Here is a 14,753-nt window from a genome sequence, read left to right on the forward strand (position 1 = left end):
CAGTCCAGTACGGAACAGAAACCGAGATTCGGGAGTCTGCCATGCCGATCGTCTCCAACGCCCACACCGAGTGGCAGGGAACCCTGTTCGAGGGCAGCGGAACCGTCTTCTTCGACTCCTCCGACCTGCCCGAGCAGCAGGTCACCTGGAAGGCCCGCGCCGAGTCCCACGGCGGCCTCACCAGTCCCGAGGAGCTGATCGCCGCCGCCCACTCCTCCTGCTTCTCCATGGCCCTGAGCAACGCCCTGGCCAAGGCCGGCACCCCGGCGACCAAGCTGAACACCCAGGCCCAGGTCACCTTCCAGCCGGGTGAGGGCATCAAGGGCATCCACCTGGTCGTCCGCGGCGAGGTCCCCGGCATCTCCGCCGACGACTTCGTCAAGGCGGCCGAGGGCGCCAAGGAGGGCTGCCCGGTCAGCAAGGCCCTGGCGGCCACGCCCATCACCCTGGACGCCGCCCTGGCCTGACCGGGAGCGGGAGGAAGCGGGCGGTCCGGCGGACTCGTGGGGCCGCCCGCTTCGGCGTACGGCGCGTCCGGGGACCGGGGGGCGGGGCCCTCCGGCGGGACCGGAGGAAAGGAGGCGAACGAACGGGTGGTCGACTACGGACTCGACGGCAGAGTCGCGGTGGTCACGGGCGCGGCATCAGGAATCGGACTGGCGTGCGCCAGGGTGCTCGCCGCCTCGGGAGCACGGGTCGTCCTCGCCGACATCGACGCGGAAGCCGCCGCCCGCGCCGCGCGCGCGGTCGGGGGCGACACACTCGCGGTACGCACCGACGTCACCGACCCGGGCTCTGTCGACGCCCTGGTCGACACGGCCGTCGAACGGTTCGGGGCGGTGCACGTCATGGTCAACAACGCGGGCGTCAGCGGCGATCCGGTTCCGGTGGGCGACTACGACACCGAGAGCTGGCGCAGGGTGATGAGCGTCAACCTCGACGGGGTCTTCCACGGCACACGTGCCGCGATCCGGGCGATGCGCCACGGCGGCGGCGGTTCGATCGTCAACATCACGTCGGTCCTGGGACAGGTCGGACACCCCCTGGCCGGCGCCTACGTCGCGGCCAAGCACGGGGTGGTCGGCCTCACCAGGGCGGCGGCACTCGACCACGCCGCCGAACGGATCCGGGTCAACGCCGTCGGCCCGGGGTTCGTCCGCACCCCGCTGCTGGAGGCCGGGCTCGACGAGGCGAAGGAGGCCGAGCTCCTCGCCCGGCACCCGGTCGGCCGCCTGGGCACCGCCGAGGAGGTCGCCGAACTGGTCGGCTGGCTCGCCAGCGACGCGTCGAGCTTCGTCACCGGCTCCTACTACGCGGTCGACGGCGGCTACCTGGCCCGCTGACCACGCCGCCCCGCCGCAGGTCCGCGGCGGGGCGGCGGCACGGGTCAGTCCAGCAGCCGCTGGGGGATGACCTCCTCGCGCAGGGCGCGCAGGACGTCGTCGAAGTCCCCGATGTGGCCGACGTGCTCGGTGCGGCGGCGCACCTCGGAGCGGATGGCCTCGACCACGGTCGGGCTCTGCACCACCTCGGCCAGCGGTGCGCCGGCCAACGCCCGACGCCACTCCAGCAGGGTGTTCAGCCGCCCGTTGGCGACGGCGGCCCGGCTCAGGTGGAACAGGGCGTCCACCTTGGTCTTCGGCTCGGCCTCCCCCAGCAGGTCGACCTCCAGGATCAGCATGGGGGAGTCCTCGGCCGTCTCCGCGTGGTAGACCTGCCACGCCCGGCCGTTGGTGAGCACCAGCCACTGGACGCCCTCGGCCGCGGCGCTGAGCCGCGCCGGGCGCAGGTTGCGCGCGCTGATGTCCTGGCCGCACCGCTTCGCCTCGACCAGGGCGAAGACCTCGTCCCCGACTTTCAGCCCGTAGTCGACGGCGTCGTTCTTGGTGCGGTACTCGGTGGTCACCTCGTCGTACTTGTTGTACCCCAGTCCCTCGCTGAGGAAGTCGGTGATCAGCAGACGGGTGTCGCCCTCGTTGGCGTCCCTGGCCACGAGGTCCTCCAGCGGTCCGGTGAGCTGCTCCAGCGCCGTGTGCAGCTGGCTGCGCGCGTCAGCCTCCCACTGCGGGATGGGGTCCTCGGGGGTGGCGAATTCTCCGGTCCAGGTCAGTACCTGGGTGGCGTCCGGGTCCATTGGTGTCTGAATCCCATTCCGTGCGATGTCGGGCGGAACAATGACCGTCGGACCATTATCGACCACGGCGCTCAGAACCCCCGTCGTCACCGGGGTTCCGGCGCACCGGTGACCACGGGACCGGAGGACCGGAAACCGGGTCCGGGACGACGGCCGGGGACGGTCCTCACGGAGGCGCGGCCCGGTGGGACCGCCGGACCGGGGCGCCGCGGCGCAGGTACTCGGCAAGGGCGTCGTCGAGGGGGACGAGGTCCGGACGCAGCAGGCCGACCAGGAGATCGCGGTCGTGCGCGTCGAGCAGCACCAGGGGGCGGCGCAGCCGCACGCTCCACGAGCGGGGGTCGGGGAAGGCGTGCAGTGCCGCCACGTGGTCGGCGAGGACCGGTCCCGTGCCGAACGGCGCCAGTTCGGTGACGCGCAGCGGGCAGCGCAGCGGGTACTCGCGGTCGCCGAACCGCACCGGGGCGGTGTCGCGGGTGACGGGGGCGGCCACGGTGGCGAGCGCGACGACGCGGCCCCGGTCACGGGTGGGATTGCGGAAGCAGCCGCGGGTGGTGTAGATGAGCAGTTCGTCCCCGGCGGACAGCCGGGAGGCCTGGCCCGCCCGCGCGGCGGGGAACGCGGTCTGCCGGGTGGACAGCACCCACGCCAGCGCCTCCCGGTCGCCGATCACCATCAGGTACGCGCTGCGCTCACCGCTCACGGTCCGACCGTACCGGGTTCGGCGCCCCGCGGGGAGCGCCGCCGGGGCACGCCCGCCGGGTCAGGTGGCGCGGACCCGCCGAACGCCGTGGGCGGCGCGCAGGTCGGCGGCGCTCCAGCCGCGTTCCCGGACCCGGTGCGGCAGCAGGGCCCCGGCGAGGAGGGCGGCCTGGTGTTCGGACCGGGCGCGGACCGCGGCGACGGCCCCGGCGCGGTCCGGGACCGTGTGGAGCGGGTCCAGGCCGGTACGGAGGATGTCCTTCGCGGCGTCGACGAACGGTTCGGAGGGGTCGGGGGGCGCGATTCCCGGGGAAGCCGTCCGCGTACGGACTGGCCGATCGCGTCGGCGGTGTCGAGAGCCTGGCCGGCGCCGATCCGGGCCCCACGGGAAGCCTGCCGTGCCGGGCGTAGGAGCGTCAGGTGGACACCCCTGGAGGACGTGGACCTTCCGGTGCACCGGATCGTGCTGGGCGTGGGCGGTCTCCTCGTCCTCCCCGTCCTCGTCGTCGGGGTAGGGCCGGATCCGCGCGGAGGGTTCCTCGGCTGCGGCGAGCGTGAACTCCGCGCTGTCGCGGGCCGGGGCCCACAGGATGTCGGCCACGGTGCGGTGGTCGCGCTGCTCCTCGGCCGAGGCGGCCGGCAGAACACCGGAGCGATCCGCGTTCCCCGTCTCCCGCGGCCATGGCCGCCTGGCGCCACGGCTCCAGCTCCGCCCTCCGCTCCCGGAACCCCCGCATCACGTCCGGCGGCGTCCCTTCCGACTGCAGTGGTGCCCCTCCGCCACGGGGGCGGCCGCTTTGCCGGCTCCCCGCGGAGCCCGGGGCGGGCAGCGCGGTTTCCCAAGGGACGTCACCGTGACGCGAACTCCAGGGGGTCGCCCTCCGCGACCGCGCCCAGGTCGTCGGCTCCAGCGGAGAACTCCCGGTCCGGGTAGAGGGCGACCAGGCCGATCCAGTCGCGCACCGTCGCCCCCGCCGGCAGTTCCACCGGGACGCTTCCCGGCCGCCGGGCCGCGCTGACGACCTGGGCGAAGACCCCGGTGGTGATGGTCGCGACCACCACCGGGCGGCCGTGGGCGCGCAGGCGGGCGAAGACCGCCGCGGCCTGGTCGTCGGGCGAGCACACCACGACGGTGTGGCGGCCCCGGGCGTCCCGGACCTGCGGATGCCGCAGCAGGTACTCGATGAAGCGGGGGGTGTGGCGGGCGTGCTCCACCAGGCGTGTGGCGATGTCCGGGGTGTCCTCGCGGCCGGGCAGCATGTCGAAGTCCACGTCGAGGCTGACCCGGATCGGCCGTGCGCCGTGCCGCAGCAGCCAGTCGATCTCGGTGGCCTCGGCCCGGGTGGGCCGGTTCTCGCCGTCGTCCAGGCCGATCCCGCGCAGCCAGGCGTTGACCTCCGACCACAGCCACACCAGGGACCGGCCGACGGTGCCCTCCGGGGCGGGGAAGGGGGCTTTGTCGCGGCGCTGCCCGTGCACCCACTGGGTGACGTTCTGGCGGCTGCGGCCGGTGCGCTCGGCGATGTCGGACACGCCGACCAGGTCGGGGTCCAGGCGCAGGATCCGCATCGCGGGAGCGAGTGTCCGGGCACGCGCCACCACGGCCCCGGCGGCGGCGACCGCATCCGGTCCGCTGCCCGAGACCGTCATGCGGTGCACCCCGTGGGAGCAGGACAGTACGGCGTCCAGTTCGTCGGTGAGGGCGCCGACGGCGGCGTGGTCGTCGAGGCTGATCCCGTCCACAACGAAGACGAACTCGTAGTCGGGCAACGCGTTCCCTTTCCGGAGGGCGGGCGCGACTGGTGGGGGAGGGCGGGCGCCCGGCCGCCCTCCAGTCTCGCACCGCTGTTGACGAACGTCAACGAGGCTGGGCGGGGCGGCCGTCCGGCTCCTCCCGTACGGGAGCGCGCCTCGGGTCGTCGGGGGGCAGCGGGCAACGCCGCGCCTCCCGGAGAATGCGCCGGGCCGCCTGGCCGGGGTTGCGGGGCGTGCCCGGCACCTGGATGCGGGAACAGCCGCACGGACAGCGCAGCCGCCCCCAGTGGCCCTCGCCGTGGAGCGTCCACCCGTCCGCCACCAGCGTCCGCAGCACTTCGCGGACCTCGCTCTTCTGGTGTGCGGAGGGGTTGAGCTCCTTACCGGTCAACTGCGGGACTCCCGACCTGTCGAAGGGGCGCGGCTCGGCAGCGGCCGATCCGGGGGGCCCGTGAACCACCTCAACCGGGGCAGGACACGGGAAACCCAGTATTCCAGGAGGAGACCCCCACTGCCGGACAGACCGGTCCCGCGGCGGCTCAGCCCGCTCCACTCACCGCGGCGGGGGCGACGGCACGGGGCAGGCGGGAGGCGAGCTCCCACAGCGGCCCCTCCAACGCCTCGCTGAAGGTCGGGAACGGGTGCACGGTGTCCACCAGGGTCGCCACCGGAAGTTCGGCGCGCACCGCCTGGGAGACCTCCGAGATCCACTCCTCCGCCCGTCCGCCCACGGCGGTCGCCCCGACGAGGACGCCGCGCGCGGAGTCCGCCACCAGTTTCACCCAGCCTTCCCGCGCGTCGTCGATGGCCGAGCGGACCGTGCCGGAGACCGGGAAGGCGGCGACGAGCGGGTCGACACCCGCCGCGCGGGCCGACGCCTCGGTGTGCCCGACCGAGGCCAGCACCGGATCGGTGTAGACCGTGCGCGGCACCCCGCGGTAGTCGGCGCGCACGACGTGCCCGGACAGGTTGGCCGCGACGACCCGCCCCTGGTAGTGCGCGGTGTGGGTGAACGGCGAGACCCCCGTGACGTCACCGACCGCCCACAGGTTCTGCGCACCCGCGACCCGGCAGCGGTCGTCGACGGTCAGGGGCGCCCCCGGTTCCGGGTGAAGCCCCAGCACCTCCAGGCCCAGACCGGAGGTGTCCGGTCTCCGACCCGTCGCGAACAGGATCCGGGAGGCCTCCACCGTCCGTCCGTCGGCCAGCCGCACCCGGGCGCCGCCCCCGTGCCGCCGGGCCCCGGTCGGCGTCGTGTTCCGCAGCACCCGGACCCCGACCCGTTCCAGGGCCTGCGCCACCTCCTCGGACGCCTCGTCCTCCTCCCGCGGGATCAGGCGGGGGCCGCGCTGGACGAGCGTCACCGCGCACCCGAACGCGGCGAACAGGTACGCCGTCTCGCAGCCCACCGCACCGCCGCCCAGCACCAGGAGGGACTCGGGATACTCGTCGGTGCTCATCGCCTGCTCGCTGGTCCACGTCGGGCACTCGGCGAGCCCGGGAACGTCGGGGACCTCGGGGACCGAACCAGTGTTGAGCACCAGGTCGCGGTAGCCGACCTCGGTGTCCGCCACCTCCACCACGCCGGGCCGGACGACACGGCCCCGGCCGCGCAGCAGTTCGGCCCCGGTCCGTTCCAGCGCGGCGGCGGCCGCGCCGTCGTCCCGCCCGTTGACCAGACGCTCCCGGTGGGCCACCGCCCGGGAGTAGGCCTCCCGTGCCGGGACCGCGCCGGTGAACAGCCCGGTGAACCTGCCCTCCCGGGCCAGCCGCCACGCGGTGGCGGCCCGCAGCATCGCCTTGCTCGGCACACAGGCGAGGAACGGGCAGCGGCCGCCGACCAGAGCCGGTTCCACCACGGCCACCGAGCGGCCCCGCACCCCGTTCCAGACCAGTTTCGCTCCGGCGCCGGCACCCAGGATCACGACATCGAAAGAACGCACCACGCCCCTCCCCTCCCACGGGTCTGTCCAGGCGGCTACCCGCTGACACGGGACGGAACCGGGAAACGGCGGGGCCGCACGGCAGCGGTACGCGGGGGGCGCGACGACACCCCGGACGACCGCCCGCGTCCGCGCAGGCCATCGCCCGGGACGGCTGGGGAGGCAGGCGCGGTTTCGCGCGGGGACCGTGGTCCAGCCCCCGGGACTGCTCCCACACCGCCACCGGGGGCGATGCCGGACGAAACCACGGAGGTCCGACAATCCGGTTTCCACCCGCTTCGAGGGGCGCCGGGTCTACGATCCTTGGGTCACGTCATCCCCCGGAGGTCCCCCATGGTTTTTCACTACGGCCGTCTCACCAGGGACGGTGGAGCCGACCCGCGTGAGCTCACCTTCGCCGTCCTCGCCCTGCAGACGACCGGCCTGGACGTGGACTGGGGGGCGCGCCTGTGCGAGGTGGCCGTGGTACGGATGCGCGGCGACGGCACCGTCCTCGACGAGTACGCCACCCTCGTCAACCCGGGGATCCCCGTGGGCAACACCGAACTCCACGGGATCACCGACGCCTGGATGGTGGGCGTGCCCGGATTCGAGCAGATCGCCGGGGACCTGGTCAGCTACCTCGGCGACGCCGTCGTCGTCGGCCACGACCTCTTCGCCGCCGAACGGTTCCTCGCCGCCGAGTTCGACCTCCTCGGCATCCCCCTGACCAACCTGCCGGGCCTGTGCACCCTGACCGCCTTCCGCACCCACCTGAAGCACCCCGACCACCGCTTCGACTCGCTGTGCCGGACCCTGACGGGGCAGTGGCCGGTCGCAGAGCACCACGCCCTGGAGGACGCCCGCTGCCTCGCCGCGATGCTGGCGACCCTGCTCACCACCGCCCCCCAGCCGCTGGGCTGGGAGGGGCCCGTGTCGGCGGCCCTGCCGATGCTGGCCTGCGGGGGCGACGTCGCACCGCGCGCCGCCATCCCCCGCCGGGCGGCCGAGGACGACCTCGACGCACTGGCCGCGCGACTGCCCCTGATGAACAACGCGCCGCACCCCCGCCCGGACGGGCTCGCCAACTACCGCATGGCGCTGGAGCAGTTCACCGCCGACGGCACGGTTCCGGCGGAGCACGCCGAGCGGCTGGCGATGCTGGCCGCCCGCGCCGGACTCACCCAGCACACCGCCCGCGAGGTGCACCGCGAGGCGCTCGCGCGGCTCCCCCAGCGCGTCGGCGCGACCAGCGGCGGCACGGCCGGTACGGTCGCCGTGGGGGTCGGCGGACACGGCGGGACCGCGGCGCCCGACTGGCGGCAGGTGTGGCGGCCGCGCGAACTGACCCCGGAGGAGTACCGCGTCCAGTTCGCCGAGCCCGGCGACACCACCCCGGAGGACCTCGTCATCGACCCGCCGGAGGCCGGCTCCCGCAAGGAGTTGGAGAAGCCGAGGTGGGAGATGAAAACCGTCCTGTTCGTGACCGTCCTGCTCGTGCTCGCCGTGGCCTGGCAGTACGTGGTGTGGGTGGTCTGAACGCAGCGGCGGCCCCGTCCGCGCGACCCCGGTCACCGGACGCGCAGGCCGCGGACGACACTCAGGATCCGGTCCGGATCGCGCAGGTCGGACCAGGTGAAGCGGACGATGCGGATACCGGGGACGGCGAGTTCCAGGGCGTCGCGGCGACGGTCGCGGCGCGGGGCCCCCGCCGGCTCGGACCGCCCTCCTTCGTCGGCCTCGACGAGCAGCCGACGGTCCTCCCACCACAGGGCGCCGACGGCGACGAGACGGCCCCGCGCGTCGTGGAACGGGTGCCGCACAGCGTCGGGCGGCACGCCGCCGTCGACGCACACCAGCCTGATCCGGGTCTCCAGCGGACTCCGCGCCCGGCCGTCGGCCAGCGTCCACCACGGCCGGGAACGGGCGCTGCCGGGGCGGCCGGCGTTGGCGGCGGCGAGCGCGGGCAGGTCCGCGGCGCGGACGAGCCCCTGGTTGAGAGCGGAGTCGAGCAGGCACACAGCGGTGGCGCGGTCGGTGTCCACCAGCACGTCGCGCAGGGTCCGCTGCGGCGTGGTCACCCGCAGCGGACCGTACACGGTGACCTCGCCGGGACCGGTGGCCCAGAAGTGCTCGACGACCCCGCCCCCGCCGCGCCGGGACCGTGACGCGGGCACGGTCAGGTGCACGTCCCCCGGCCAGGGCGGCAGCCCCCGCAGCCGCCACAGGCGGGCGGCGGTGTGCGTGCTGGCGACCGCCGCGGGCCCCCACGCCAGCTGCGCCGCCGTCACCGCGGCCAGCAGACGGCCCCGCTCGGTGGCGGACGTGTGCTCCCCGACCAGGTAGACGTCCCGGTGCAGCGGGAGCCACGCGCCCTGGCGCACCAGGGAGCGCAGCAGCGGGCCGGTGACGCCGTGGCGCAGCGCCTGCCTCCGGCTGATGACCCCGTACTGTGCGGCCGCGAACGCGCTCGCGGCCCGAATCGTGTCCATGCGCCGATCATGCGTCCCGTCCCCGGGGTGCGGCCGACCGGATTCGCGGGCTGTGGACAACCCCGCCGGCCCACCCGTCGAGGAGCTGCCGGGACCGGGCACGGCCGTCCGTCCCGGGCCCCGGCCGTCCGGGGCTCTCCGGCAGGGGCGCGCGGACGGGGACTCAGCGCGCGGCCCCGAGGACGGACCGGCGCCGGACTGACCGCCCGGCCGACCGGGGGCGGCCCCGTCCGCGGCACCGCCCCCGGCCGCCCTGACGGCGCCGGGGAGGAGAGCACCCGGGGTTTCCCGAGACACCCGGATAGCCGACCGGGGACGCGGGTAGCGGGCGGGCGACCTGTCACAGCTCGGAGGGAGCCCCGCCATGGGCACGCTGACCGCCACCACGTTCCTGTCCCTGGACGGCGTCATGCAGGCGCCGGGAGGGCCCGACGAGGACCGCGAGGGCGGATTCGACCTGGGCGGCTGGCTGGCCCCCTACGTCGACGAGGACATGAACGGGCGCATCGCCGAATGGTTCGCCCGGGCCGACGCCTTCCTCCTGGGACGCAGGACCTACGAGATCTTCGCGGCGTACTGGCCGCGCGTCACCGACGCCGACGACCCGGTCGCCGGGCCGCTGAACACCCTGCCCAAGTACGTCGCCTCCCGCACCCTGGACCGCGCCGAGTGGGCCGATACCACCCTGCTCGCCGACGACCTGCCCGCGCGGGTCGCCGAGCTGAAACGCCGCACCGCCCGGGAGGTCCAGGTCCACGGCAGCGGCGGCCTGCTGCGCACACTCGTCGCCCACGACCTCGTCGACGAGTACCGGTTGTGGATCTGCCCGGTGCTCCTGGGGCGCGGCCAACGCCTGTTCCCGGAGGGGACCGCACCGAAGGCGCTGAGCCTCGTCGACACGGCGACGACCGGAACCGGCGTCGTGCTCCACACCTACCGCCCCGCCGGGCAGGTGCACACCGGCGAAGTCGGCACTGCGGAGCCCTGAGCGGACCCCGTCGGCCGCTCCCGGCCGTACCGCGTGGCCCGGTCCGTCCACGGTTGCCCGCTTCGCACGGCGCCTGTCCCCGCCAGGGGCTATTCTTCGCCCGTAGTAGTCGTGGCAGGGAGGCGTGTCGATGGCCGACCGGTGGTGGGGGCAGCGCTCCGAGCACGTGTGGGAGCAGGAGGCCCTCGAACACATCCGGGCGCTGATGCCGCAGCGCGAGCCCTACCGCGCCTGGCAGTGCTTCTCCTTCACCGCGGACTCCGGGCAGATCCGCGAGTGCGACCTGTTCGTCGTCACCCCGGCCGGGGCGTTCCTCGTCGAGATCAAGAGCCACCCGGGGCGGGCCGCCAACCGCGGCGGCACGTGGACGTTCTACGGCGACCGCGTCCGCACCATCGACAACCCGCTCCACCTCACCAACCAGAAGGCCAAGGAACTCAAGAGCCAACTGGAGCGCGCGGCCCGCAGGCTCCGGATCCACGACTACCGGTCGCCGTACTTCACGCCCGCCGTCTTCCTGTCCGCCCCCGACCTGCGCTGCGAGTTCGACGACATCCAGCGGCAGCACGTCTACGGCCGCGAGAAGCTGGAGAAGCAGACCGGGCTGCCCGGCATCTGGAGCGGGCTGCTCGACCGGCACACCGGACGCCGCGGCCCCGACCACGTGTTCTTCCGCTCCATCACCCGGCTGATGGAGGAGATCGGGGCGAAGTCCATCCCCCGCAGCCTGGAGGTCGGCTCCTACGTCCTGGACGGCCGGGCGTTCGACAGCGGCCCCACCTGGACCGACTACCTCGGCCAGCACACGGTGCTCAAGAGCAAGCAGGGCCGGGTGCGCGTCTACCACTACGGCACCGCCGAGGACGACACGGCCAGGGAGTCGGTGCGGCGGGCCGCCGAACGCGAGTTCCGCTCCCTCGACGGCGTCGCACACGAAGGCATCGTCAAGGCCGAACACTACGAGGTGATCGACGGCCGCGGCCCGGCGATCGTGTTCGAGCACCGCAAGAACTGGCAGCGCCTCGACCACTACATGCAGGAGAACGGCGCCGACCTGGACGCCTACACCCGCATCGAGATGGTCCGCCAGCTCGCCGAGGCGGTCAACCACGCCCACCGCAACCGGCTGTTCCACCGCGCCCTGGCCGCCCGCAGCGTCTGGGTGGAACTCGACGGCAACTACCCGCGGCTGCGCATCGCCGACTGGCAGGTCGCCGCGCGCCGGGGCACCGCGTTCGGCAGCAGCGGGCACACCACCCGGACCGCCACCCACCACCTGGGAGAGGCCACGGCGGTGCGCGCCCTGGCCGACCACGTCGAGGCCGCCGCGCAGGCCTACCTCGCCCCCGAGTTCCCCGCCTTCGACGGCGACCCGCGCGCGCTCGACATGTTCGGCCTGGGCGCGCTGGCCTTCCTCGTCTTCACCGGCCGCCCGCCGGGCCAGAACCGCCAGGAGGTCAGCGGACACATCCGGGAGCACGGCGAACTCGCCCCCGCCGCGGTCGACGACGACATCCTCCCGGCCATGGACACCCTGGTGCGCGAGGCCACCCGGCGCACCCCCGCCGAACGCACCCGCTCCCCCCGCGAGTTCCTCCGCCGCATCGACGAGATCGAGGAGTTCCTGACCCGTCCCGACGTCGTCACCGACCCGCTCGTCGCGGTCAAGGGCCAGGAGGTCGTCGAGGGCTGGAAGGTGGAGAGCGTCCTCGGCAGGGGCGCCACCTCCCGCGCGCTGCTCGTGGCACGCGACGGCGAGCAGCGCGTCTTCAAGGTGGCGGTCAGCGACAGCGCCGCGGACAAGCTGCGCCGGGAGGCCGAACAGCTCCAGAAGCTGCGCGACCGCCGGATCGTCGCGACGGTCGGCGAGGACCCGGTCCTGGCCATCGGCGAACGCACCGCTCTGCAGCTCGAACTCGCCGGAGACCTCACCCTCGCCGACTACCTGCGCCTGGAGGGCGGGCTCGGCGTCGAGGAGCTGCGCCGCTTCGGCGTCGACCTGTTCGAGGTCGCCGACTACCTGGAGGACCAGCGGGTCTTCCACCGCGACATCAAACCCGCCAACCTGGGGGTGCGCGAACGCAACAAGAAGAGCCGCGAACTGGTGCTGTTCGACTTCTCCCTGGCGGGGACCCCCACCAGGGACACCCGGGCCGGAACCCCCGGCTACCTCGACCCGTTCCTCGACCCCGAGGGGAAGGAACGCGGCTACGACAGCGCCGCCGAACGCTACGCCATCGCGGTCACCCTGCACGAGATGGCCTCCGGCGAGCTCCCGGTGTGGAGCGAGGACGGCGTCGAACCGCGTTTCCTGCCCGACGACGTCCAGCACCCCCGGTTGAGCGAGGAGGACTTCCCCGACCAGGTCCGCAGGCCGCTCACCAGCTTCTTCCGGCGTGCCCTGCACCGCAGGCCCGAGAACCGGTTCGACACGCTCGCGGAGATGCGCGACGCCTGGGAACGGGCCTTCCAGGAGGTCGAGGACCGGCCGGTCACCACCCCCGACAGCGCCGCCGCGGCCGCGGCGGACGACGAGACCACCCGCCGGCGCAACGCCGAGAACGCCACCTCCACAACCCCGCTGTACCAGGCGGGACTCAGCCCCGACGCCCTGGACGCGGCCGTCCGCCTGCTGCGCTGCGAGACGGTCGGCGACCTGCTGGAGAAACCGGTCGCCGAGATCCGCCGCATGCGCGGGGTGCCCCTGCGGGCCCGCAACGAACTGGCCGGCCAGGTCAACCGGTGGCGCAGGAAGCTGGCGCAGGCCGAGCCCGTCGTGCCGGTCAGCGCGAAACTGTCCGTGGACGGCGACACCGACGACAGGACCCTGGCCAAGCAGCAGGCCAGCCTCGACAAGGTGATCCGCCAGTTCCTGCCGAAGACCACCGACAAGAACCGCGACTGGGTGCGCACCGCCCGGGAGCTGCTCGGCCTGCCCGAGGACGCCCTCGCCCAACCGGTGTGGCGCACCCAGAAGGAGGTCGCCGAACGGCTCGGCCTGAAACAGGTGTCGGTGTCGCGGCACCTGGCGGCCGCGCGTCGGCACTGGGAGAAGAGCGTCCTGCGCACGGCGGTGCGCGACGACATCGTGGCGATCCTCGCCCGGCACGGCCGCCTCCGCGAGGTGCGGCAGATCGCCGACGAACTGCTCAGCCTGCGCGGCACCACCGCCGAGATCCCCGAGACCCGCGCCGCCTACGCCCTGGCGGCGGTGCGGGTGGTGGCCGAGTGCGAGGAACGCCTGGAGGAGCCCGCGTTCGTGCTGCGGCGGGTCCGTTCGCACACCGACACCGCGAGTGTGCTCGTCGCCCAGGTCGTCGACGACGACCCGAACGTCCCGGTCGAAGCCGACCTGCTCGACTACGCGGTGGCGCTGGGCCGCGAGGCCGACCGGCTGGTGCGGTTCGACGACACCGCCCCGCTGCCCGCTCCGGCGGACGTGCGTGCCGCACTGCGCGCCGTCCCCACCAAGCGGGGGATGACGCCGCTGTCCGACGTCGACCTGGTCACCCTGGCCGCCGCGGCCTCGGAGAACGCCCGGGTCACCGCGCGCCTGGAACTGTATCCGCGGTCGCTGGGCCTCATGCGGGCACTCGACGTCGCCCAGGCCGTCAGCTACCTCGGCGCCCCCGGCGTCACCCCGCAGCAGATCCTCGACCGGGTACGGGCCCGGTTCCCGCAGCTGGACCTGCCCAACGAGCACGAGCTGCGCACGCAGCTGCGGAAACGCTTCCACAACCTCGCCAGCCGCCGCGCCCCCGACGGCACCGAGTACTGGTACCTGCCCGCCGTGGTCAGCTCCCGGTCCGCCACGCACACCTCCACCACCGGCGGTGTGCTGGAGGCCCCGGGAGAGCACGAGCGGGCGAGCCGCCGTCTCGACCAGGCGGCGGCCCGGGGCGGCTACCTCGCCGTCAAGACGTCGCTGGGGGACGCCGAACGGGTGGCGGCGCTGCTGGCCGACCGCCCCGACGTCGCCGCGTTCGACGTCGCCGCGGAGTTCGTGCGGATCCTCACCGAGATGATCGAGCAGTACGGCGGACCCCCGTGGGACGTGGTGGTCGCCGCCGACGTCCCCGGCGGGCCCCCGGAGTTCGGCAACATGGTCGCCGAGGCGTGCGCGATCCTCGGCGACCGTGTCCGCGCGGCGGGCCCCGACCGTCCCGTCTTCCTGCACGGCGCCACCCCGCTGGCCCGCTACCCGGCAGGCCGCGACCTGCTGCGCACCCTCGCCCAGCAGGCCCGGGAGAGCGGCACCGCGCCGCACGGCCTGTGGCTGCTGTGCCCGATGGGCGATCCGCGGCGCCCGGCCCGCCTCGACGACGAGTCGGCGGGCGCGATCACCGAGGCGGAGCAGGTGCGGCTGCCCCGCGGTTTCGGCGCGACGGAGACGGCGCTGGCGGGGTGATCAGGAGGAGCCCCGGGGGCTGGACCACCGATTCCGGGGACTGACGTCTTCGCGCAGGACACGGTGGAGTTCCTCGGAGCGGCGTTGCACCCGGTCAGGCGGCGCACCCTCCTAGCGGATCGCGTCGTGGTGCGCAGCACCCGCGTCGGTGGGCCGTCCCGACGTGGCCGCGCGTGTCCTCCACAGGCCGCCGATGAGTCTGCGTTTGAACACCTCTCTGCCCGGGGGAACAGAAGTCGGCCTCGGCGGTGCCTTCCGCCTCCCGGGAGGAGGTTGACACCCGAAGACCGGGCCGACGGTCACCGGAAACCCGGCGGACGGTGGATCTGCCTGGCCCGGCTGTTGGCCAGCA

At 74.2% G+C, this 14,753-nt stretch carries 12 protein-coding genes; 5 read left to right on the plus strand and 7 right to left on the minus strand.

Annotation, left to right across the window (positions count from 1 at the left end):
• The first annotated feature begins 41 nt into the window (after positions 1–41).
• Positions 42–467, plus strand: coding sequence for an OsmC family protein (locus tag FOF52_RS21600; RefSeq protein WP_248591719.1), 426 nt, complete (start codon positions 42–44; stop codon positions 465–467).
• 126 nt (positions 468–593) lie between these two features.
• Complete coding sequence (locus FOF52_RS21605; protein WP_248591720.1) at positions 594–1,343, plus strand: SDR family NAD(P)-dependent oxidoreductase; 750 nt, start codon at positions 594–596, stop codon at positions 1,341–1,343.
• A 44-nt stretch (positions 1,344–1,387) separates the two neighbouring features.
• Here the strand turns inward: FOF52_RS21605 and FOF52_RS21610 are convergent, their stop codons facing one another.
• The 6 genes from FOF52_RS21610 to FOF52_RS21635 form a co-directional block, all read right to left on the minus strand.
• Complete coding sequence (locus FOF52_RS21610) at positions 1,388–2,134, minus strand: hypothetical protein (RefSeq protein ID WP_248591721.1); 747 nt, start codon at positions 2,132–2,134, stop codon at positions 1,388–1,390.
• Between the two features lie 166 nt (positions 2,135–2,300).
• Positions 2,301–2,837 (minus strand): hypothetical protein, encoded by a 537-nt coding sequence (locus FOF52_RS21615; protein WP_248591722.1) that lies wholly within the window; start codon positions 2,835–2,837, stop codon positions 2,301–2,303.
• Between the two features lie 60 nt (positions 2,838–2,897).
• A complete protein-coding gene (locus tag FOF52_RS21620) occupies positions 2,898–3,437 on the minus strand; it encodes a hypothetical protein (RefSeq protein ID WP_248591723.1) in 540 nt (179 codons plus the stop codon).
• Positions 3,438–3,685: 248 nt separating this feature from the next.
• Entirely contained in the window at positions 3,686–4,606 is a 921-nt protein-coding gene (locus FOF52_RS21625; protein WP_248591724.1) for a helix-turn-helix transcriptional regulator, read from the minus strand.
• An 88-nt stretch (positions 4,607–4,694) separates the two neighbouring features.
• Positions 4,695–4,982: a hypothetical protein gene (locus FOF52_RS21630; protein WP_248591725.1), complete on the minus strand. Its 288-nt coding sequence runs from the start codon at positions 4,980–4,982 to the stop codon at positions 4,695–4,697.
• 148 nt (positions 4,983–5,130) lie between these two features.
• Positions 5,131–6,534 (minus strand): dihydrolipoyl dehydrogenase family protein, encoded by a 1,404-nt coding sequence (locus tag FOF52_RS21635; RefSeq protein ID WP_248591726.1) that lies wholly within the window; start codon positions 6,532–6,534, stop codon positions 5,131–5,133.
• A gap of 333 nt (positions 6,535–6,867) precedes the next feature.
• Here FOF52_RS21635 and FOF52_RS21640 point away from each other — a divergent pair, with 333 nt between their 5' ends.
• A complete protein-coding gene (locus tag FOF52_RS21640) occupies positions 6,868–8,052 on the plus strand; it encodes a 3'-5' exonuclease (protein ID WP_248591727.1) in 1,185 nt (394 codons plus the stop codon).
• Between the two features lie 32 nt (positions 8,053–8,084).
• On the opposite strand, the gene FOF52_RS21645 is transcribed toward FOF52_RS21640, so the two are convergent.
• The gene (locus FOF52_RS21645) at positions 8,085–9,005 is read right to left on the minus strand and encodes a type IV toxin-antitoxin system AbiEi family antitoxin domain-containing protein (RefSeq protein ID WP_248591728.1); all 921 of its coding nucleotides are present in this window, start codon (positions 9,003–9,005) and stop codon (positions 8,085–8,087) included.
• 364 nt (positions 9,006–9,369) lie between these two features.
• Here FOF52_RS21645 and FOF52_RS21650 point away from each other — a divergent pair, with 364 nt between their 5' ends.
• Together FOF52_RS21650 and pglW are read left to right on the plus strand one after the other, a co-directional pair.
• Positions 9,370–9,993 (plus strand): dihydrofolate reductase family protein, encoded by a 624-nt coding sequence (locus tag FOF52_RS21650; protein WP_248591729.1) that lies wholly within the window; start codon positions 9,370–9,372, stop codon positions 9,991–9,993.
• 130 nt (positions 9,994–10,123) lie between these two features.
• Entirely contained in the window at positions 10,124–14,401 is a 4,278-nt protein-coding gene (gene pglW, locus FOF52_RS21655) for a BREX system serine/threonine kinase PglW (RefSeq protein WP_248591730.1), read from the plus strand.
• Positions 14,402–14,753 lie beyond the last annotated feature (352 nt).

Origin of the sequence: Thermobifida alba, assembly GCF_023208015.1 — a bacterium.
Lineage (GTDB): Bacteria > Actinomycetota > Actinomycetes > Streptosporangiales > Streptosporangiaceae > Thermobifida > Thermobifida alba.